This window comes from Pseudomonas sp. 2024-210 (assembly GCF_045062345.1).
In the GTDB taxonomy this organism is placed as follows: Bacteria; Pseudomonadota; Gammaproteobacteria; order Pseudomonadales; family Pseudomonadaceae; genus Aquipseudomonas.
Map to the genome: position 1 here is coordinate 80,072 of NZ_JBJGEJ010000009.1, position 23,347 is coordinate 103,418.

2 protein-coding genes are annotated in these 23,347 nt (G+C 63.1%); both read right to left on the reverse strand.

The genetic code is table 11. The annotated features are described in order from the left end of the window. Positions 1-368: 368 nt before the first annotated feature. A complete protein-coding gene (locus ACI7MX_RS14585; RefSeq protein ID WP_405589358.1) occupies positions 369-12,083 on the reverse strand; it encodes an amino acid adenylation domain-containing protein in 11,715 nt (3,904 codons plus the stop codon). Beyond that, complete coding sequence (locus ACI7MX_RS14590) at positions 12,083-23,128, reverse strand: non-ribosomal peptide synthase/polyketide synthase (RefSeq protein ID WP_405589355.1); 11,046 nt, start codon at positions 23,126-23,128, stop codon at positions 12,083-12,085. The genes ACI7MX_RS14585 and ACI7MX_RS14590 overlap by 1 nt, the downstream gene beginning before the upstream one ends. Between the last annotated feature and the right edge of the window lie 219 nt (positions 23,129-23,347).

The following is a 23,347-nucleotide window of genomic DNA, read 5'->3' on the forward strand; positions in this document are numbered from 1 at the left end:
GGTGCTGCCAACCGCACCGTGCTCACAGTGTTTGCGACGATTGCATCGTCGAACGTAGCCTCGTTCTACTCGTCAACGGCTACAACAGCAGAGCTGTGCGTCCAATAACACACGACCTGTAGCCGCTGCCGAGGCACGAAGGCTGCGATCGGCGGCGCAGCCGTCGTAAACAGTGCTTGCCTGCCACACCGTGCTCTTAGCGTTTGCGACGATTGCATCAACACACACTCCGTAGCAGCTGACGAGCTCTGCGAGGCTGCGTCCGGCGGCGCAGCCGTCGTATATCCAGCGCCTCTGTGTATCAGACGAACAGAAGGCTACGGATTTACAGGCGTTGCCCGGTCGCAGCCTTCGTACCTCGTCTGCGGCTACGAGGATTGACGTTCAACCGCGTGTACGGCCAATAAGTCATCTAACTCCCCCAGTAAGGTCGTGTTACGCAGCAGGTCGTAATGCCCGCCGCTCAACACACCATGACTGGCACCCGCGCCGATTTGCGCCGCATGCACCCGACGTTCGTCTTCACGCCCGGCCACCCACCAGTGGTGCGCCGCCACTCGTGTGTGCGGCAAGGCGCATTGCCCCAACGCTAATTGCTTGAGGCGGGTGCCCACGGCGAATATCTGGCTCAATTCGGCCGCGTCCAGCAGCCCGTGTTCGCCCAGTTGGCTGCGCGGCTTGGCCATTGCTGCGGCAATGGCCTCTTCGGCCCCCGTTTCGTCCACCACCGTCTGCGCTTCGTCATGCGACAGCCCCAGCACAAAACGCAAGAAATCCTGCAAGTCTTCGCGCTCATCACTGGCTTGCGCGGTGCCCGCCACGTAGCTGTCGACCAGACCGGCAAACGCAACGGTCTGGCCCTGGGCCTCCAGCGCTTGCGCCACCAACAGGGTCAACGCCCCGCCCAACGACCAACCCAGCAGGTGATACGGCCCACTGGCCTGTTGCTGGCGAATGCGCTCAGCGTATGCCTGCGCCATTGCCTGCAATGAGTCGTCCTGCCACTGCGGGTCGAGCAACATGCGGCATTGCACGCCATAGACGCTGCGGCGCCCGTCCAGTCGACGCGCCAGCGGCTCATAGTCGAACACCGTGCCAAAGCCGGCGTGCAGACAGAACAACGGCGGCACGTGGTTGACCCGGCTGTTGAGGGCCAACAAGGGATCAGGGGCCCGCGCACTGATCAGCGGCTCAAAACCGCTGAGTTCGGCAATACAGGGTTTTTGCATCAGATCGCGCAGTTTCAAGCTGATACCCAGCTGCGGCTGATTGCGCACCCGTGAAATCACCTTGAGCACCTGCAAAGAGTCACCGCCCAGTTCGAAGAAGTTATCGTCGATGCCCACCTGCTCCAGCCCCAGCACCTCTTGCCAGATAACGGCCAAGGCGTGTTCCAGTGCGTTACGCGGTGCCCGGTACTGACCCTGCGCAAGCTGCGGCTCGGGCAAGGCGCGACGGTCGAGCTTGCCGTTGGCCGACAGCGGGAAACGGGCCAGCACAACGATCTGCGTCGGCACCATGTAATCCGGCAATTGCCCTTGCAGGTGTTCTTTCAGCGCCCGCTCCAGTCCGGCATTCGGGGCCGCCACCACATAACCCACCAAGTGTTTGCCGGTGACACCTTCCAGCACCTTGACCGCGGCATCCTGCACGCCCTCGCATTGACGCAAGCGCGCTTCGATTTCACCCAGTTCGATCCGGAAACCACGAATTTTCACTTGCTGATCAAGTCGCCCCAGGTAATCGACCAACCCGCACTCGCGCAGGCGCACCCGATCTCCGGTGCGGTACATGCGCCCGCCTTGGGCGTTGAACGGATCGGGCACAAAGCGCTCGGCACTCAACCCTGGCTGGCGGTGATAACCACGGGCCAGGCACTCACCGCCCAGATACAACTCGCCGCTGACGCCCACCGGCAACGGATTCATGTCGGCGTCCAGCACATACACGCCACGCCCGGCGACGCTGCGGCCAATCGGCGCGTACGCCGCCTCGCAGCATTCAGTCACCTCGGCACGCCAGAGCAACGGCGTGACCACGGTTTCAGTCGGGCCATAGCCATTGACCAGACGCTGGGGTTGCAGCGCACGCTTGACCAATTCAAAGCTGACGTCTGGTACCGCATCGCCGCCAAAGCAGTAGGTATGAACGGCAGGTGGCGTGCCCTGTGTCAGCGCCACTTCGGCCAGTTGTTGCAAGTAGGCCGGCGGGAAGCACGCCACCGTCACCCGGTGCTCGTGCAAGACCTGCAAGGTCTGCTCTGGCGTCCACAGCGTGTCGTCGCGAATCACCAAACTGCCGCCCGCCAACAGCACACTGAGCCAGCGCTCTTGAGCGCCGTCGAACGCGAACGACATAAAGTGCAGCTCGCGGCTGGCCGAGGTCAGTTCATACAGATCAATGATGCCCTGACAATGCCGCGCAATCGGCTCGCGGGCCACCGCAACGCCTTTGGGCTGGCCGGTGGAACCGGAGGTGTAAATCAGATACGCCAACTGCCCGGCCAGTGCCTGGACTCGCTGCGGCTTGCCCTGAAGGTCGGTGAGTTGATCCAGCAACAGACGCGGCGTATTCGCGCTAAAACGGACACGCTGATCCACATCGCTGTTGCACAGCAGCAGGCTCGCGCCCGAGTCGTCGAGCATGAAGCCCAGGCGCTCGGCCGGGTAATCGAGATCCAGCGGCAGGTACGCCGCACCGGCCTTAAGCACCGCCAAAAAGGCCACGATGGTCTGTTCGGAGCGCGGCAAGGCCACCGCCACTATTTGCTCTGGGCCAATACCCTGCGCCTGCAACTGCATCGCCAGCGCATCGGCTTGAGCGTCAAGCGCGGCATAGCTTAGTTCGCGGCCATCACAGAGCAACGCCGGGGCCTGGGGTTGGCGCACCACCTGCGCCGCAAAGCTGTGCAGCAGATCACGCACAGGCGCGGTGTCCTGCGGCAATTGAACCTGTGGCGCCAGCAGGCCGATATCCCCGATCAGGCACGCGGCGTCCAGCGGCATTTGCGCCAGCAGGCCTTCCAGCTGGGCACGAATACGCTCCACTTGTTCGGCTGTAAAGCGTTCACGCAGGTACAGGTATTCCACCTCCAGCCCTTGCTCGGTAGCGCTGACCATCAAGTCCATCGGGAAGTTGGTGACGCCGCCACTGCCGACTTCGGCAAACGTCAATTCGCCGTCCTGCTCACCGCGTAAGGCGCGGTCAACCGGATGGTTTTCGAACACGATAATGCTGTCGAACAGCCATTGGCCGCCCTGCCCGGCCCAGCGCTGAATGTCCGCCAGTGGCGTGTGTTCGAAGTCGCGAATCGCCAGGTTGTAGGCCTGCAACTGACGCAGCCAGTCGCCCAGCGCTTGCTGCGGATCGAGGGTCTGAATGACCGGCAAGGTATTGATAAACAGCCCGAGCATGTCCTGCGCTCCGGCCAGTTGGGTCGGTCGCCCAGCCACGGTTGCGCCGAAAGCCACGCTGCGCTGCCCGGTGTGACGCTGCAACAGCAGCAGCCATGCGCCCTGAATCAACGTGTTCAGCGTGACCCGCTGACTGCTGGCAAAGCGCTGCAAACCGCGGGTCGCGTCGCTGTCCAAGTAGCTGTACAACACCCCGTGGCCGCTGCCCTCGGTATTGGCCGCATTGGCCAGAATCGTCGGTGTTTCAAGTCCGCTCAAGCGTTCACGCCAGAAGCCTTCGGCGCTGCTCGCGTCTTGACGCTGCAACCAGTCGATATAGTCACCATAGCGCCCGGTCAGTTCAGGCAGGCGTTGCTTGCCATACAGGCGCAGCATTTCACCCAGCAGGCGCGAGGCACTCCAGCCGTCCAGCAACAGGTGATGGTAGGTCCAGATCATCTGGAACTGGTTGTCGCCCAGACGCACCAGAGTAAAGCGCATCAGCGGCGGACAGCTCAGATCAAAGCCACGGGCCTGATCGTCTGCGGCCAACGCCAGCAGCGCAGCCTCGGGGGCCGTGTGATCACGCCAGTCCAGTTCAACAATCGGTAACTGTGCATGTCGATACACCGCTTGCAGCGGATCAGCCAAACCGTCACGCCACATAAAGGCGGCGCGCAGCACTTCGTGGCGTGCCAGCAGCGTGTCCCAGGCCGCGCTGAAACGCTCGACCTGCAAGCCCTCCACCGCCACGCTGAGCTGGTTGACATAGAGGTTCAGTTCCGGCGACTCGATGCAGTGGAACAACATGCCCTGTTGCATCGGCGACAGCGGGTACAGGTCATCCAGCTCGCTGCGATCCACTTGTACCGTCACCGGCACCTGCGCAAACGGCGCGGTAGCCACGCGGGCCTGTGCTTGCGGCTCGGCATTGACTGCCATGGCGGCCAACCCACGGATGGTCTGCGCCTCAAACAATTGCTTGGGGGTAAAGGCCAGCCCGCACGCACCGGCACGGCTCACCGCTTGCAACGAGATGATCGAGTCGCCGCCCAGCTCAAAGAAGTTTTCAGTCACACCCATCGTGTCCAGCCCCAGCAGTTCCTGCCAGATGCCCACCAGCAACACCTCGGCCGGTGTCGCCGCTGGCACCCGATCCGCCACCTGACGATTGGCTTCGGGTTCAGGCAGTGCCTGCCGGTCGAGCTTGCCATTGGGGGTCAGCGGCAATGCCGCCAGGCACATCAGATGCGCCGGCAACATGTGCGCGGGCAAGCGGCTGCGCAGGTGGGCGATCAAGGCTTCGCGCAGGTGGGCCTCGTCGGCCAACGGATCGCGGGCCACGATATAGCCCGCCAATTGACGGCTGACCGGGCCTTCACGATCCACCACAAAGGCTTCGCGCACCCCCTCATGCTCCAGCAGGCAGGCTTCGATTTCGCCCAGCTCAATGCGGAAACCGCGAATCTTCACTTGCTGGTCGATGCGCCCCAGATACTCCACCACTCCGTCTTCACGCAGCCGCGCCAGATCGCCACTTCGATACAACCGCGCACCCGGTACAAACGGGTCGGGTACAAAGCGTTCGGCGGTCAGCTCCGGACGCTGGTGGTAGCCCCGGGCGATGCCTTCGCCACCCAGGTACAACTCTCCCGCAACGCCCACCGGCAGCAGTTGCAGGTTGGCATCGAGTACATAGGCACTGCGCTCGCCGACCGGACGGCCGATGGGCAGAAACGCCGAATCAAATTGCGTGTCGGGGTACGCGCACCAGATCAGCGGCGTGATCACGGTTTCGGTCGGGCCGTAGCCGTTGATGATGCGCGGCGGCTGCAACACCCGCTGCACTTCATCAAAGGCATGTTTGGGCATGCCTTCACCGCCTACGGTATACGAGCGAATTGGCAGAGTGCGCCCCGCTTCGCCGATGTAATCGGCCATCTGCAGCAGGTAGCTGGGGGTAAAGCAGGCAATGGTGATGCCGTGGCGTTGAATTTCTTCGCAGGTGCGTTGCGCGCTCCAGACCTCATCGTCACGGGGCATCAGCGCCGAGCCGAACACCAGCGGGGTCAGCCAGCGCTCGTGGGCACCGTCAAAGCTGATGGAGGCAAATTGCAGTTCGCGGTCGTCCGGGGTCATGCCGTACAGCGCGCCAATCGACAAGCAATGCATGGCCAGCGGGCCGTGGGCGACGCTGACGCCTTTGGGCCGGCCGGTGGAGCCGGAGGTGTAAATCAGGTAGGCCAGATTGCGTTCATCGGTCAGGTTGACCGGGTTGCTTGAGGGCAGATGCCCCACCGCTTCGCGGTCCAGTTCCAGCACCGGCAAGCCGTCGATCTGTGGCACGGTATTGCGCAGCCATGACTGGCTGAGCAACAGCGCAATGCCACTGTCCTGCATCAAATAGCTCAGGCGCTCGGCCGGGTAAGCCGGGTCGAGCGGCACATAGGCGCCGCCCGCCTTGAGAATCGCCAGCAGGCCAATAATCATCTGCGGTGAACGTTCCACTGCCAGACCGACCCGCACCTCAGGGCCAACACCCAGCTCTCGCAGGCGATGAGCCAGACGGTTGGCGCGCTGGTTGAGGTCAGCGTAGGTGAACTGCATGTGATCAAACATCAGCGCCAACGCCTCGGGCCGGGTGGCGGCTTGCGCCTCGATCAGTTGATGCACGCACTGCTCGGTGACGGCCCCCGGCGCGGGGTTCCAGTCGCGCAGTTGGCGGGTCTGCTCCACAGCGCTCAACAGCGGCAATTGCCCGAGACTGACCTGCGGCGCGGCCACCATAGCGTGCAGCAGGCAGGCCAGATGCTCGCTCATGCGAGCAATGGCGGTCGGCTCGAAATGGCTGAGCAAAAAGCTCCAGGTCAGGCTCAGTTGACCTTCGCTGACCGCCGCCAATGTCAACGGGTAGTTGGTGCGCTCATGATTGTCCGGCAGCGAGAAGCTCAAACCGTCCGGTGCGCCTTGCTGCAAGGCCTCGCTGATGGGGAAGTTTTCAAACACCAGCAGGCTGTCGAACAGCGGCTCGCCCGCACGACCGGCCCAGCGCTGTACATCGCTCAGGGCGCTGAATTCATGCTCGCGCAGTTCAAGGTTGTGCGCCTGCAAGCGGCCCAGCCACTGCGCCACGCTTTCGGCCGCCTGCGGGCGAGTGATCACCGCCAGGGTATTGATAAACAGGCCCAGCTGGGTTTCAGCCCCCGGCAGGTCTACCGGGCGACCTGACACCGTGGCGCCGAACGCCACGGTGTGCTGACCGCTGTAACGTTGCAACAACAGCGCCCATGCGCCTTGTACCAAGGTGTTGAGGGTGATGCTGTGCTGGCGGGCAAAGCGGTTGAACGCCTCGCTGCTCGCGGCATCGAACACCTGCCGATGATCGGCGTAAGCGCTGTTGTCCGAAACCGTATGGGGAAGACTTTGGGCCAGCAGGGTCGGGTTCTCCAGCGTCGCTAACTGCGCGCGCCAGAAGGCTTCATCCGCCTGTGCATCCTGCCCTTGCAACCAACCGATGTAATCGACGAAGCGACCTTGATGAGGGGCCACCTCGACGCCGGCATAGCGCTGCAACACCTCGCCCAGCAGCAAGGCGTTGCTCCAGCCATCCAGCAATAAATGGTGGTGGGTGTAGATCAATTGCTGGCGCTGTTCGTCGAGGCGCACCAGCGCCAGACGCAGCAACGGCGGGTGCGCCGGGTCAAATTGCAAGCGCTCGCTGCGGGCCAGCAATTCCAGTTCGGCGGTCTGATCGGCTCGGCCTCGCCAGTCGAGTACGGTCAGCGGCAATTGCAATGAACGCTGCACCAGTTGCAGCGGTTCGCTGGCCCCTTGCGGCCAGTGGAAACCGCTGCGCAAGATCGGGTGGGCATCCAGCGTGGCTTGCCAGGCGCGGGCCAGCCGGGCAGCGTCCAGGCCGGTGGCTTCAACGCTGAGTTGATTGACGTAAGCCCCCGCCTGCGGCTCATACAGGCTGTGAAACAGCAGACCGCTTTGCATCGGTGACAGCGGATACACATCCTCAATCTGACGAGGCGTGACTGGCAGCTGATCGAGCTGGGACTGAGTCAGGCGGGCCAGCGGGAAGTCGGCCGGGGTCACGCCGCTGTGTTGCGGGTCAATGCAGTGCGCCACCAGCGCCTGCAAGTGCGCTTGAAAAGCCGCCGCCAGCGCTTCAATCACGGGCTTGTCGAAACAGTCCTGACTGAAGCTCAGGTCCAGTTTGAGTTCACCGCCAAACACCTGACCGTCCACCGACAGCCAGTTGGCCAACGGTGAGTCCAGACTTTGCGCCGCGCCGCTGGCCTGCTGTGCCGGAACAAACAGCGCGTCGTCGCTGAAGCTCTGATCGAACTGCCCTAGGTAGTTGAACGTCACACGCGGCGCGGGCAACGCCGCCAGGCTGGCTTGCACCTGGGCATCGCCCTGAAAGCGCAACACGCCAAAGCCCAGGCCTTTGCCGGGAATGTCGCGCAATTGCTGTTTGATCGACTTGATCGAGGCGGCCATGTCCGCCGCCGGGGTCAATTTGACCGGGAACAAGCTGGTAAACCACCCCACGGTGCGGGTCAGGTCGAGGGTTTCAAACACGTCTTCACGGCCGTGGCCTTCCAGTTGTATCAGCGCTGACGCCTCGCCGCTCCAGTCGCACAGGGCACGGGCCAGCGCCGTCAGCAACAGGTCGTTGACCTGCGTGCGGTACGCTGCCGGTGCGTGTTGCAGCAAGTGGCGGGTCTGCTCACGGTCCAGACCGAGGCTGACCACCTGCCGATGACGCAGCGCCTGACTGCCGTTTGCATGGGCATCGGGCAACCCGCCGCTGACGCCGTTCAACTGTTGCTGCCACCACTCAAGCTCTGCCGCCAGTTGTTCACTGCTGGCGTAGGCGCTCAGTTGCGTCGCCCAATCTTGCAGGGCGCTGGTTTTTTCTGGCAGGACCTGACCGGCGTAGGCCGCTTGCAAGTCTTCAAGCAGCACCCGCCACGACACGCCATCGACCACCAAATGGTGGATCACCAACAACAACCGCTGACCGCCGTTTTCATGGTCGATCAGCACGGCGCGCAGCAACGGGCCGTCGTGCAGCGACAGGCTGCGCTGGGCTTCATCGCACAGCCCTTGCAAGGTGTCGTCGCTTTGCACCTGCGCCGTCCACAGCACATCCGTGGCGGCGGCGCTGTCCAGTGGCACATAGCGCGCCGTCCACTGCCCGTCCTGCTGGCGGAATTGCAACCGCAGGGCGTCATGCTGTGCCAGCACTCGTTGCAGCGCGGTTTGCAGGCGCAGCAAGTCCAACGGTTGGCGCACGTCCAGCAACACCGACTGATTCCAGTGTTGGGGCTGCACGGTCTGGTTGGCAAAAAAACACTGCTGCACCGGGGTCAGGGTTTGCGTGCCCACGACCGGGCCTTGGGCAATCTGCGGCGCGGCCTGCTGACTGACCACGGCGGCCAGTGCGTGCAGTGTCGGTTGTTGAAACAGGTCGCGGGGCTGCAAGCGTAAACCGGCGCGACGGGCGCGGCTGACCACTTGAATGGAGATAATCGAATCCCCGCCCAGCTCGAAGAAGTTGTCCTGCCGACCGACCTGTTCGACACCCAGCACGTCTTGCCAAATGGCTGCCAGTTGCCGCTCGTTGTCGCTGCGTGGCGCTTCAAAAACACGCTGACTGACGCTGACCTCAGGGCTCGGTAATTGCTTGCGGTCCAGCTTGCCGTTGGGGCTGAGCGGCATGTGGTCGATCAACATCAGGTGCGTCGGCACCATGTAGTCGGGCAAGGTGTGCAGCAGGTGCGCCTTGAGGGCTTCGCGCCATGCCGGCAGATCAAGCACGGGCTCGACCGGCACCAGATAAGCGACCAGCTGGTTGCCCAGCGCCAACACCACGGCTTCCTGTACTTGCGGGTGTTCTTGCAGACGCGCTTCGATTTCGCCCAGTTCGATGCGCAGGCCACGGATTTTTACTTGGTGATCAATTCGCCCGCAGTACTCGATGGCGCCATCGGCACGATAGCGGGCCAGATCGCCGGTGCGGTACAAACGCTCGCCACGGCCAAATGGATCAACCACAAAGCGCTCGGCGGTCAGCGCCGGGCGGGCATGGTAACCCCGCGCCAGCCCGGCGCCAGCCAGGTACAGCTCGCCAATCGCACCGTTGGGCAAAGGCAGTAATTCGGGGCTGAGGATATAGGTGCGCAGGTTGGCGATGGGACGGCCAATCGGCACGTTGTCGCGGCCCTCTTCTACACAGGTCCAGTGGGTCACGTCGATTGCCGCTTCGGTCGGGCCATACAGGTTGTACAGCCGGGCCTGCGGCAGGCAGTTGAAGGTCTGGCGCTGCAAGGTCATCGGCAAGGCTTCGCCACTGCACACGATGCGTTGCAAGGACGTACAGCGGGCGGCTTCGTCGGCGCTGATAAAAGCTTGCAGCATCGACGGCACAAAATGCAGGGTGGTGATCGCTTGCTCGACGATAAGGGCCGCCAGTTGTTGCGGGTCGCGGTGGGCGCCAGGGTCTGCGACCACCAAAGTGGCGCCGTGCATCAACGGCCAGAAAAACTCCCACACCGACACATCAAAACTGAACGGGGTTTTCTGCAACACCCGGTCTGCGGGAGTCAGGCCGTAGGCCTGTTGCATCCACGCCAGACGGTTGTACAGCGCGCCGTGACTGTTGCCAGCACCTTTGGGCTTGCCCGTGGAACCGGAGGTGTAAATCACATAGGCCAGGTTTTGTGCGCACGCGGTGTTGGTCAGGTTGTCCGCACTGACATCGCTGAGCCAGTGGGCTGACGACTCAAGGCACCGGTGTGCCAGCCCGGCAGGCACAGGCAAAGCGGCCAGCAGGTGCGCTTGAGTCAACAGCAGGCTGATACCGCTGTCTTCGAACATATAGGCAAGACGTTCAGCCGGGTATTCCGGGTCCAGCGGCACATAGGCACCGCCCGCCTTGAGAATCGCCAACAGACCGATCACCAGCTCCAGCGAACGCTCACAAGCAATTCCCACCCGAACTTCGGGGCCGACACCCTGCTCGCGCAATGTATGCGCGAGACGGTTGGCCCGCTGATTCAACTCGGCGTAAGTCAGACATTGCCCGGCAAATACCAGCGCGCAGGCATCCGGGGTGGCCGCCGCTTGTGCTTCGATATGCAGATGCACGCACTCGGGGCCTTGATAGTCCTGTTGTGTGGCATTGAGGCCATAGAGCGTGGCCTCGCTTTCGCCCGCCGAAAGCATCGGCAACTCGCCAATGGCGCACTCGGGGTTGGCCACAATCGCACCCAGCAGGTTGCGCCAGTGGCGGGCCAGGGTGTCGATGCGCGCGGCGTCAAACAGGTCGGTGGCGTAGGTCAGGCTGGCCAGCAACCGCTCGCCTTCTTCGTGGGTGTCCAGTTGCAGGTCGAATTGAGCGGTGCGGCCTTGCCACTCCAGGCTTTCGACTTCAAGGCCTGCGAGCATCCCGCCCAGCGCGCCGGGACGGCTTTGCTGGTGGTTGAACATCACTTGAAACAGAGGACTGTGACTCAGGCTGCGCTCGCCTTGCAGGGCATTGACCAGACACTCGAACGGCACGTCCTGATAACCTTGGGCATCCAGCGAGCGGTCGCGGGTTTGCTCCAGCAAACGGGCAAACGGCAGGCGCCCGTCCAGCTCGGCGCGCAGTACCTGGGTGTTGACGAAAAAGCCGATCAGGCCATGGGTTTCGGCACGGTTGCGGTTGGCCACCGGCACGCCGATACGCAGGTCGGTCTGCCCGCTGTAGCGATGCAGCAACGCCTGAAAACTGGCCAGCAACAGCATAAAAGGGGTCAAGCCGCGTTGGCGCGCCAGCGTCATCAAGCCCTTGGCCAGTGCGGGCTCCAGTGCAAAGTCCAGCCGCGCGCCCTGCTGGGTCGGTTGCGCGGGGCGCGAACGGTCGCCGGGCAGTTCAAGCACGGGCTGTTCCGTGCCCAATTGCGCGCGCCACCAGTCCAATTGGCGCTCCAGCTCACCTGCCTCCATCCAGCGCCGTTGCCACAGCGCGTAGTCGGCGTATTGAATCGGCAACGCTGGCAGTTCGGCGGTGCGGCCTTGGGCATGGGCGGCGTAGAGCGCCGAGAACTCTTCGATCAGCACGCCCATGGACCAGCCATCGGCAACGATATGGTGCAGGGTCAACACCAGCACATGGTCGCCGTTGTCCAGCTGCATCAGGCTGACGCGCAGCAACGGGCCGTGTTGCAAATCGAAAGGTTGGGCGATGTCCTGCTCGACCTGACGCAACGCACAGGCCATGCGCTCTGGCGCGGGTTGATTGCGTAAATCATGCTGCGTTAAGCGCAAGGTCGAGCCGTGCAACTGTTGGCGCACTTGCCCGTCTTCTTCGGTGAAGCCGGTGCGCAAGCTGTGATGACGCTCCAGCAGCGCGTCAAAACTCTGTTGCAAGGCCTCGACGTTGAGCGTGCCGCGCAACCGCAGGGCGGCAGGGATATGGTAGGCCGCACCCTCGGGATCAAGCTGCCACAAAAACCACTGGCGCTGCTGCGCATAAGACAGTTCGCACGGCTCATTGGCGGGTGCGGTGGGCGGAATAGGCAGTTGGCCAAAACTGACGCCCTGCTCCTGCATTTTTTGCAGAAATTCGCGGCGCTGCTGCGGCGCAAGGCTGGCGAAACGGTTGGCAATGCGCCAGGCGGTTGCGTTTTCCATCAGTTGATCTCCATCTCGTCGAGCAGCGATTCAAGCGCGCTCAAACGAACAGCGTTATCCGCAGGCGTATGGGCCTGTGCCAAAGCGGCATAGGTGTGCAAGTCAGCGGCCTCGAACAGCGCACGCAGCGCCATTTCGATGCCCAATTCAAGTTCGACCCGGGCACTGGCCTGAGCCGCGAGCAACGAGTGCCCGCCCAATTCAAAGAAGTTGTCGTCACGACCGACACGCTCGACCCCCAGCACGCTGGCCCAAATCGCCGCCAGTTGGGTTTCCAGCTCGCCCACCGGGGCCCGATAAGGTCGCTGCCAGACCTCGGCATCGGGCAGCGGCAAGGCTTTGCGGTCGAGTTTGCCGTTGCCGGTCAGGGGCAGTTCGTCGAGCAGCAGCCAATGGCTCGGCACCATGTAGTCCGGCAGGTCGACCTTGAGCGCCGCCCGCAGTTGCTCGCGCCACAGCAGCGGGTCGACCGGCGTGTGATCCGCCACCACGTAGGCGCAAAGCTGGCTTTGGTGCACGCTGAGAACCGCTTCGGCCACGCCGATTTGCTGCTTGAGGCAGGCTTCGATTTCACCCAGCTCGATACGGAACCCGCGAATTTTCACTTGCTGGTCGATGCGGCCCAGATACTCGATATTGCCGTCCGCCCGCTGACGGGCCAGATCGCCGCTGCGGTACAGGCGCTCACCGGGCATAAAGGGGCTGGCGACAAAGCGCTCGGCGGTCAGTCCGGCACGCCCGTGATAGCCCCGTGCCAGACCGGCCCCGGCGATATACAGCTCACCCGCGCAGCCTTGCGGCACGGGCTGGAGCTGACTGTCGAGCAAGTACCAGCTGAGGTCGTTGAGGGGCCGGCCAATCGGACTTTGCACCTTGGCATCAAGGTCGCTCGGGCTCAGCGCACGGAAGGTCACATGCACCGTGGTTTCGGTAATCCCGTACATATTCACCAAGGTGGTCTGAGAACTGCCAAAACGCTCATACCACGGGCGCAGGCTGGACACGTCCAACGCTTCACCGCCGAAGATCACCCAACGCAACGCCAGCGGTTGCGGGCTGTTGCAGGCAACCGGCAGCAGTTGGCGGAAGGCGGTCGGGGTCTGGTTGAGCACCGTCACCTGTTCGTCGCACAGCAACTGGTGAAACGCCTGCGGCTCACGGCTGATGTAGTACGGCACGATCACCAGACGCCCGCCGGTGCACAGGGCGCCAAACAACTCCCACACCGAGAAGTCGAAAGCGTAGGAATGGAACAGCGTCCACACATCGCTCGGGCCGAAAGTGAACACCCCTTGTGTCGCGCTGAGCAAGCGGGTGACGTTGGCGTGGCTCAACAGTGCGCCTTTGGGCCGTCCCGTAGAGCCAGAGGTGTAGATCACATAGGCCAGGTTGTCGGCATGGGTCAGGTTGCCAAGGTTTTGTTCGCTGTAACCGTCCAGCGTCAGATGCTCCAGGCACAGGGTCTGCACGCCCACCCGTGGCGGCAGGTTTTCCAGCAAGTGCTCTTGGGTCAGCAACAGATGAATGCCGCTGTCTTCGATCATGTAGCTCAAGCGTTCCGCCGGGTACTGCGGATCAAGCGGCACATAGGCGCCGCCCGCCTTGAGAATGGCCAGCAGGCCGACCACCAGCGGCATCGCCCGTTCGGTGGCAATGCCCACCCGCACGTCCGGACCAACCCCCAGTTCGCGCAGTTTGCGCGCCAGCCGGTTGGCTTGCGCATTCAGCTCGCCGTAGCTCAGGGCCGCGTCCGCGCAGCGCAAGGCCACGGCCTGCGGTTGTAGCGCCGCCTGTGCTTCAAACAACTGATGCAGGTTGGGGCCTTGCACCTGCGGCTCGACCGCCGGGTTCCATTGATCGATCAGGCGCAGCTGTTCAGCGCTGTCGAGCAGCCCCAGTTCGGCAATTCGCTGCTGCGGCTCACTGACCACGGCGCGCAGCAGGTTGAGCCAATGCCTGGCCAGACGCTCGATGGTGGCCGCGTCATACACGTCACGGGCGTAGGTCAGGCTGGCGCGCAGGTGCTCGCCCTGCTCTTCGGTGTCCAGCGCCAGGTCGAACTGGGCGGTGTGCTGCTGCCAGTCCATGCGCTCCACGGTCAGCCCTTCGAGCACCCGCTCAACGCTGTCGCCGATGGCCCGCTGGTGGTTGAACAGCACCTGAAACAGCGGGCTGTGGCTCAAGCTGCGCTCTGGCTGCAAGGCTTCGACCAATTGCTCGAAAGGCAGGTCTTGATGGGCCTGCGCCCACAGCGACGAGCGCTTGACCTGCTGCAACAGGCTGGCAAAGGTTTGTTGGCCGTCGATCTCGGCGCGCAGTACCTGAGTGTTGATAAAGAAGCCGATCAGACCTTCCGTTTCAAGCCGCCCGCGTCCGGCATTGGGCACGCCGACATTGATGGTCGACTGGCCGCTGTAGCGGTGCAGCAGCGTCTGATAGCTGGCGAGCAGCAGCATAAACAGGGTCACATTGTGCTGCTGAGCCACCTGCCGCAGCCCGGCGGCCAACGCCGGTTCAAGCGCCAGTTCCAGACGCGCGCCGCGCTCGCTGCGAATCGCCGGGCGAGTCAGTTCGCTGTGCAGTTGCAACGGTGTGTGGTGAGTGCCCAGTTGCTCGCGCCAGGCGCTGAGCTGGCGCTCGCCCTCGCCCGCTTGCAACCACTCACGCTGCCACGCCGCGTAGTCGGCATAGCTCACGGCCAAGGCAGGCAACCGGGCCGCCTGCCCTTGTACATGGGCCTGATACAGCGCACTGAATTCATCGACCATTACCTGCATCGACCAGCCATCGGCGGCGATATGGTGCACGGTCAGTACCAACACATGCTCGTCGGCCGCGACCTTAAGCAACCGCACCCGCAGCAGCGGGCCATTGCGCAGGTCAAAGGGCTGACGCATTGCTTCGGCCACCTGCGCCTCGATCTGCGCCGCGTCGGCGCTATCCAGCGTCAACTCACGCAGGGCCAGCGGCAGGTGGGCGTGCAGCACGCCACGGGCCTGTTCGCCGTCCTGAACAAAGGTGGTGCGCAATGTGGCATGACGTGCTTGCAGGTCGTTGAAACTGCGCAGCAAGGCGTCGCGATGCAGCGTGCCCTTAAGGCGCAAGGCCGTCGGGATGTTGTACGCGGCGCTGTCCGGGTCCAGTTGCCAGAGGATCCACTGACGTTGCTGGGCGTAAGACAGCACACCGGGATGATCCGCCGCCAAGCGCTGCAACGGCGGTTGGCTGACGGCGCGGGGCTGCGCCGCACAGCGCGCAGCAAATTCGCTGAACACGCTGGTTTCAAACAGACTGCTCAGGGGCAATTCAATGGCCAGTTGCTGACGCACGCGGGACACCACTTGCGCCACCAGCAAGGAATGGCCACCCAGCTCGAAGAAGTTATCGTCGCGGCTCACCGCCTCCAGTTTGAGCACTTCCTGCCAAATCGCCGCCATCACGGTTTCGACCCCCGGCTGCGGGGCAATCACCTCGCGCTGCCAGTCTGCCGCCTGGGCCTTTGGCAGCGCCTTGCGATCCACTTTGCCGTTGGCATTGCGCGGCAGGCCGGGCAAGGCCAGCCATTGCAGCGGCACCATGTACTCGGGCAGCTGGGCTTTTAGCCCGGCCTTGAGGTGGTCACGCACTGCGCTCCAGTCACGGGCGTCATCGTCGGGCACGACAAAGGCCACCAGCGCTTTGCCGGTCGGCCCGTCCTGCACCACAACGGCGGCTTCGCGCACGCCCTCCAGGTCACGCAGGCGCGATTCGATTTCCCCCAGTTCGATGCGGAAACCGCGCACTTTGACTTGCTGGTCAATACGGCCCACGTATTCCAGTTGGCCGTCGACCCGGCGCCGCGCCAGATCGCCAGTACGGTACAACCGTTCGCCCGCCTGTTGCGCAAACGGGTTGGGCAGGAACACCGCCGCACTGCGCGACGGGTCACTGAAATAACCGCGACCAACCCCCGTGCCGGCAACATACAGCTCACCCACCACGCCCGCAGGCACCGGCGACAAGCCACCGTCCAGCACGTACAAACGGTTGTTGTCGGTGGCCAGACCAATCGGCAAGTAAGCCCCGGCCGCCGACTCTGCATCCACGCGAAACAGCGCCACGTCGTCCGAACACTCTGCGGGGCCATAAGCGTTGACCAGACCGATCTGCGGGTGGCGCTGCAACCAGCGGCGCGCCAGTTCCGGCGGCATGGCTTCGCCGGTCGGGAGCATCCAGCGCAGGCTGTGCAATGAGCCATGCGCCTCGTCGAGCAGGCTGTGAATCAGCGACGGCACGCTCTCCAGCACGGTGATGCCGCGTGCGTCGACATGGGCCAGCAAGGCCGCCGGATCATGGGCGATGGCGTTGGGCACGATGTCGACCTGGGCGCCAAACAACGGCGCGGCGAGAAACTGCCACACCGATATATCGAAGCTTTGCGAGGCGGTCTGGGCGATCACGTCAGCGCTGGCGAGGTCAAAGAACGGCTTTTTGCTCAGTTGGTTATTGAGCATGCCCGCCTGTTCGACCATCACCCCTTTGGGCGTGCCGGTGGAACCGGAGGTGAAGATCACATAGGCCAAGGCGTTTGGCGCGGTATAGATACCCGGCTGTTCGACTGAACAGGCACCGCTCTGCACCTCGTCCCAGACCAACAGCTGCGGACGCTGTGCCGGTGCCAGCAGCGCCAACATCTCCACAGCCTGAGCGCGGCAGGCACTGCTGGCCACCAGCGCAGGCACCTTGCCCAGTTGCAGCAGGTCGAGCAAACGCTGGGTAGGCAATTGCGGATCCAGCGGCAAGTACGCCGCGCCCGCCTTGAAACTGCCGACCATCATGCCGAGCAGCGTCAGGCTGCGCTCTGCCAGCAAGGCCACGGGCTGATCAACGCCAACTCCGACGTCAATCAAGGCCCAACCGAGCCGGTTGGCGCGGGTATCGAGATCGCTGTACGTCCACTGTTGCTCAAGGCAGGTGGCAACCACTTGGTCAGGATGGGCCGCCACCTGCTTTTCAAACAAGCGCACATAGCCCTGCTCCAGCGGGTAGTCACGCGCGGTGTGGTTACCCGCTTGCAGCAAGGCGTCGCACTCGGCACGGGCGACCACCGGCAGGTCTGCGAACTGGCCCTCGGCATGTTCACCAATGGCCAACAGCAGGCGCTTGAAGTCAGCCAGCAAGCGCTCGGCGGTGGCGTCGTCGAAGAAGCGTTTGTCGTAAGACAGGTGCAAGCCGAGCGCATCGCCGGGGTACACCACCACGGTCATCGGGTAGTTGGTGTGGGTGCGTGCGGTGTCGGACTTGGCGTTGATTTGCGCGGCGCCACTGGCCACGGCGCTTTCCACCGGGGCATTTTCATACACGAACAGGCTGTCGAAAATGTTTTGGCCTTTCTCCAACGCGCTGCACGCCTGAATGTTCAGCAACGGCAAATGCTCATGCTCACGCAGCGCCAGATTGTGCTCGAACAGACCTTGCAGCCATTCACGCACGCTGACGTGCTGACCGGCACGGGGCAAACGCATCCGCAACGGGATGCTGTTGATAAACAGCCCCACGGTGTCCTGCATTTCCGGGCGATTGATCGGGCGACCCGCCACGGTAACGCCGAACAGCACTTCATCCAGACCGCTGTAACGCTGCAACACCAGCGCCCACGCAGCTTGAGTCAGGGTGTTGACGGTCAACTGGTAACGCTGGGCCAGCTCACGCAGGGCTCGGCCTTGCGCCACTTCCAGATCGGCATACACATCGCCGATCTCGGAAAAACCGCCCTGACGGCGCAGCGCACGGTCAAACGGCAGCGGCGTCGGCTGCTCAAAACCGGCCAGCTCGATGGCCCAGGCGTCCAGCGCCTCACGCTCGCCTTGCTCTTGCAGCCACTGGATAAAGTCGCGGTAGCGCGCCGCCGGGGGCAGGCTGCGCTCGCCGCTGTACAACGCGAAGAAATCTTGCAGCAGCAGCGAGCGGCACCAGGCATCAATCAGGATGTGGTGATTGCTGAGGATGAACCAGTAATGCCCGGCGCTGCGTCGGATCAGACGCAGGCTGAAAGGCGGCGTGTTAAGCAGGTCGAAACCCTGCGCCCGGTCTTGCGCCAGCAAGGCTTGCAGCGCGGCCTCGTGCTCAGCTTCGGGGCGTTCGCTCCAGTCATGCACCTGCACCGTGGGGGCGGCGTCACGGTGGATGATTTGCAGCATGCGGCCGTCATCGTCGAGGCTGAACGACGCACGCAAGGCATCGTGACGCTGGGCCACGGCGTGCCAAGCCGCCTTAAAGCGCGGCAGGTCGATTTCACTGTCGATGATGTAGCGGTCTTGCATGAAGTAGATGCCGGAACCGGGTTCCAGCAAGGTGTGCACCAGCAGACCTTGCTGCATCGGCGACAGCGGGTAGATGTCTTCGATGTCGCGGGCCGGTACCTTGAGCTTGTCCAGTTGGGCCTGAGTCAGTTGCGCCAGCGGGAAGTCAGACGGGGTCATGCCACCCTGTTCATGGTCTACGCAGTGTTCGATCAAGGCGCTCAGTTCACGCTGGTAGTCATCGACCAGCGCCTGAATAGTCGCCGCGTCGTACATCTGCTCGCTGTACGTCCATTGCAGGCTCAACTCGCCGCCATACACCTGCCCTTCGATGCTCAGCCAGTTGGTCAGCGGCGCCCGTTCATCCTGTGCCCGCCCGGCGCTTTCGGTGGCTGGGGTGAACAGCGCCTGCTCGTCAAACTGACGGTCAAACTGGCCCAGGTAGTTGAAGGTTATGCGCGGTGTGGCCAAGGCTGCCAGTTGCGAACCCACGTCGGCGCCCGCCAGATAACGCAGCAGGCCATAGCCCACACCCTTTTGCGGGACGCTGCGCAGTTGTTCCTTGATCGATTTGAGCGAGTCGCCAAGGTCTGCGGTCGGGGTCAGTTGCACCGGGAACAGGCTGGTAAACCAGCCCACGGTGCGAGACAGGTCGAGGTCGGCAAACAGCTCTTCGCGGCCGTGTCCTTCCAGCTGAATCAGGCTGCTGGCCTGCCCGCTCCAGCGGCAAATAACCCGTGCCAATGCGGTCAACAGCAGGTCGTTGACCTGGGTGCGATAGGTCGCCGGGGCCACTTGCAGCAGGTGGCGGGTCAGTTCGTGATTGAGCTTGAGTTCGAGGGTGCGACCGTCACGGCTGCGTAATCCGGCCTCGGCCCGGTCTTGCGGCAAGTCGCTGGAGGCACCGGCCAATTGCTGTTGCCACAGCGCAAGCTCATCCACACGGGCGTGTGCGGCGTCTGACAGGCGCGCTGTCCAGGCTTGATACGCGCTGGTTTTGGCCTGCGGCGGTTGAGCGGGTGAGCTGTAAAACTGTTGCAGGTCTTCAAGCAACACGCGCCATGACACGCCATCGACCGCCAGGTGATGCACCACCAGCAGCAAACGCTGACTGTGATCCGGCAGATCGACCAACAGCGCGCGCAGCAACGGGCCGTTTTGCAGGTCGAGGCTGCGCTGGGCTTGCTCGCACAGACTGTGCAATTCATCGCTGGAGGCTGCCTGCTTATGCCACAACAGGGTATCGCCCGGCAGTTCGGCATAGGCTTGCTGCCAGCGGCCGTCGTGCTGCTCGAAGCGCAGGCGCAAGGCGTCGTGATGGCTTAACAGGGTGTGCAGGGCCTGCTCTAGCTGAGCCGCCCCAATGGGCTGACGCGGGTGCAGTAACAGGGACTGGTTCCAGTGCTGGCGAGCGGGCATCGGCTGGTCGAAAAACCACTGTTGCACCGGGGCCAATGCCACAGCACCGGTGGCGACTCCCTGATCAATCTGACTGTGGCTGCTCAATTGAGCGACACGGGCCAGGCTGCGGATGGTCTGGTGCTGGAACAGATCACGCGGGCTAAAGGCGATACCGGCCTGACGCGCACGGCTGACCACTTGAATGGAAATGATCGAGTCGCCCCCGAGGGCGAAGAAGTTGTCATCAACGCCGACCTGCGCCACGCCCAGCACATGCCGCCAGATGTCGGCCAGGCGCTGCTCCAGTGTGTTGGTCGGTGCCGCATAGCCTTGCTGCACCGCACTCAGGTCGGGCCGTGGCAATGCCTTGCGTTCCAGCTTGCCGTTAGGTGACAGCGGCAAGCGCTCAAGGCTGACCCAATGACTGGGCACCATGTATTCCGGCAGCCCGGCTTGCAAGTGCGCGATTAGCGCCGCTTGCCAATCCTCGGCGCTGGCCGGGTCTTCAAGCACTACGTAGGCCACCAGTTGTTTACCGTCGAGTACCAGCACCACGGCCTCGCGCACGGACGGCTGTTCGACCAGCCGCGCTTCAATTTCCCCCAGTTCAATGCGCAAACCGCGCAATTTGACCTGATGGTCGAGACGCCCCAGATACTCAATCACCCCGTCGACCCGCTGGCGCACGAGGTCGCCGGTGCGGTAAAGACGCTGCCCCGGATTGAACGGGCATGGCACAAAGCGCTCGGCAGTGAGTGCCGCGCGACAGTGGTAATTGCGCGCCAGCCCGGCACCGCCCAGGTACAACTCACCCGCCACGCCCACGGCCACCGGCGACAGGTCGGCGTCAAGCACCAGCGTGCGCAGGTTGGCGATCGGCAAGCCAATCGGCACGCTCGCGCTGCCTTCGTCCACGCAGGTCCAATGGGTCACGTCGATGGCGGCTTCGGTAGGGCCATACAGGTTGTACAGCTCAGCCTTGGGCAACTTGCCGAACACCTGTTGCTGCGCATCCACCGGTAACGCTTCACCGCTGCACACGATGCGCCGCAGACTGTGACACTGCTCGACGCCCGTCTCGTGAATAAAGGCCTGCAACATCGAGGGTACAAAGTGCAGCGTGGTGATGCGTTGCTCGCGAATGGTGTCGATCAGGCGCAGCGGTTCACGGTGCTCCCCCGGTTGCGCCAGCACCAGCCGTGCGCCGGCCAGCAACGGCCAGAAAAACTCCCACACCGAGACGTCAAAACTGAACGGGGTCTTTTGCAGCACCGCGTCTTCGGCGGTCAGCGTGTAGGCCTGCTGCATCCAGCTCAGGCGGTTGACCAGCGCCGCGTGGGTGTTGCCCGCGCCCTTGGGACGGCCCGTGGAGCCGGAGGTGTAGATGACATAGGCAAGGTGCTGCGAATCCTGAGCAACCACCAGGTTGTCGTCGCTGTAAGCGTCGAGCCATTCAGTCTTCTGATCGAGGCAGATGACCTTGATCCCGGTCACCGGCAATTTTGTCAGCAGCGCAGTCTGGCTTAACAGCAGGCCAATGCCGCTGTCTTCGATCATGTAGGCCAGCCGCTCCTGCGGGTAATCCGGGTCGAGCGGCACGTAAGCTCCGCCCGCCTTAAGGATGGCCAGCAGGCCAATGACAATCTCCAGCGAGCGCTCGACCGCGACACCCACCAGCACATCCGGGCCAACGCCCTGCTCGCGCAACGCGTACGCCAGTTGGTTGGCGCGGGCATTGAGCTGCGCGTAGGTCATGGCCTGTGCGCCAAATACCAGAGCGCTCGCCTCAGGCGTGCGGGAGACCTGTGCTTCGATCAGCTGTTGCAGGCAGGTGTGGGTCGGGTAATCGACCTGAGTGGTGTTCCAGTCGTGCACCTGAGCCTGTACTTCACCGGCATCAAGCATCGGCAATTCGCCGACACGGCGCTCGCTGTTGTCTACCAGTGCGCGCAGCAGGTTGCTCCAGTGACGCGCCATGCGGGTGATGGTGCTGGCGTCGAACAGATCATTGGCATAGGTCAGCGCCGCGTGCAGACGGCCGCCTTTTTCGTAGGTGTCCAGGCTCAGGTCGAACTGCGTGGTGCGCCCTTGCCACTCAATCAGCCCCAGTTCCAGACCCGATGCCGTGCTCACCGCTTCTATATCCGCCACGTTTGGCTGATGGTTGTACATCACCTGAAACAGCGGGTTATGGCTCAGGTTGCGTTCAAGCTTGAGGGCTTCGACCAATTGCTCGAACGGCAACTCCTGATGCGCCTGAGCACCGAGTGCGGTTTCTTTGACGGCGCTTAACAGCTCGGCCACTGAGGTCTGCGCAGTAAGTTGGGTGCGCAGCACCTGGGTGTTGACGAAAAACCCGATCAGCCCTTCGACCTCGCGGCGATTGCGGTTGGCAATCGGCACACCGACCCGCAGATCGGTTTGGCCGCTGTAACGGTGCAGGAGAATATTGAACGCGCTTAGCAGCAGCATGAACAGGGTCACTTGATGCTGCTGTGCCAGTGCTCGCAGTTGTTCGACCAACTCCGGGGCCACAGCGAACTCATGACGGGTGCCTTGATAACTTGGCATCGCGGGGCGCGGGTAATCGGCGGGCAACGCCATGACCGGGTGCTCATCACCCAACTGGGCTTGCCAGTACGTCAACTGCCGCGCCTGCTCACCCGCCTCCAGCCAGCGGCGCTGCCACAGGGCGTAATCAATGTATTGAATGGGCAAATCAGCCAGTTGCGGGGTATGCCCGCGCTCAAAAGCGTCATAGCTGCGGATGAACTCGTCGATCAGCACATTCATCGACCAGCCGTCCGAGACGATATGGTGCAAGGTCAGCAGCAGTACGTGCTCGCACGGATTCAGCTTGAGCAGCTTGATGCGCAGTAACGGGCCGCAGGCCAGATCAAAGGGTTGCAGCGATTGCTGCTGAGCCTGAGCGGCGACTGCCTGTTCGCGCTCGATCACGGGCAACAGGCTCAGATCCACCTGTTCGACCACAAGCGGGGCACTTATTGGCGCTTGTTCGAGGCTGTCATCCGGGTTCTGGCGAAACACCGTGCGCAGGGTTTCGTGGCGCTGCACCACGTAGGCGAAGGCTTGCTCCAGCGCAGCAATATTCAGCGCACCTTTGAGGCGTACCGCACCGGGCAGATTATAGGCGCCGCTGAGCGGATCGAGCTGCCATAAAAACCACATGCGCCGCTGCGCGTAGGACAAGGCATGGCGGTCGGCCTGTGGCACATCGGCCGGAATGGGAAACTGCGAAAAGTCGATCCCTTCCGCACGCAGACCGTCGAGGAATAACTGACGTTTTTCCAACGGCAACTCGATGAACCGGCGGGCAAGTTTGAGGGACTTCTCAGCATTCATCTGGGGGCTTCCGTAGGTATTGGCTATCGAGCTTTGGCTCGGCTATCCCTACGGAACGGATGGGGTGGGGGGAAAATTAAAGCAATGCCCCCGGCTTGCATGGATCCTGTAGCCGCTGCCGAGGCACGAAGGCTGCGATCGACGATGCAGTCGTCGCAAGCGCTGGACGCACGATATATCTGATACACCGGGTCGTGAGGTTGCACGACGGCTTCGCCG

What these genes read in the sequence shown, in the direction of transcription:
- ACI7MX_RS14590 (WP_405589355.1), bottom strand. Translation starts at nt 23,128, where the DNA reads ATGAATGCTGAGAAGTCCCTCAAACTTGCCCGCCGGTTCATCGAGTTG.
- ACI7MX_RS14585 (WP_405589358.1), bottom strand. Translation starts at nt 12,083, where the DNA reads ATGGAAAACGCAACCGCCTGGCGCATTGCCAACCGTTTCGCCAGCCTT.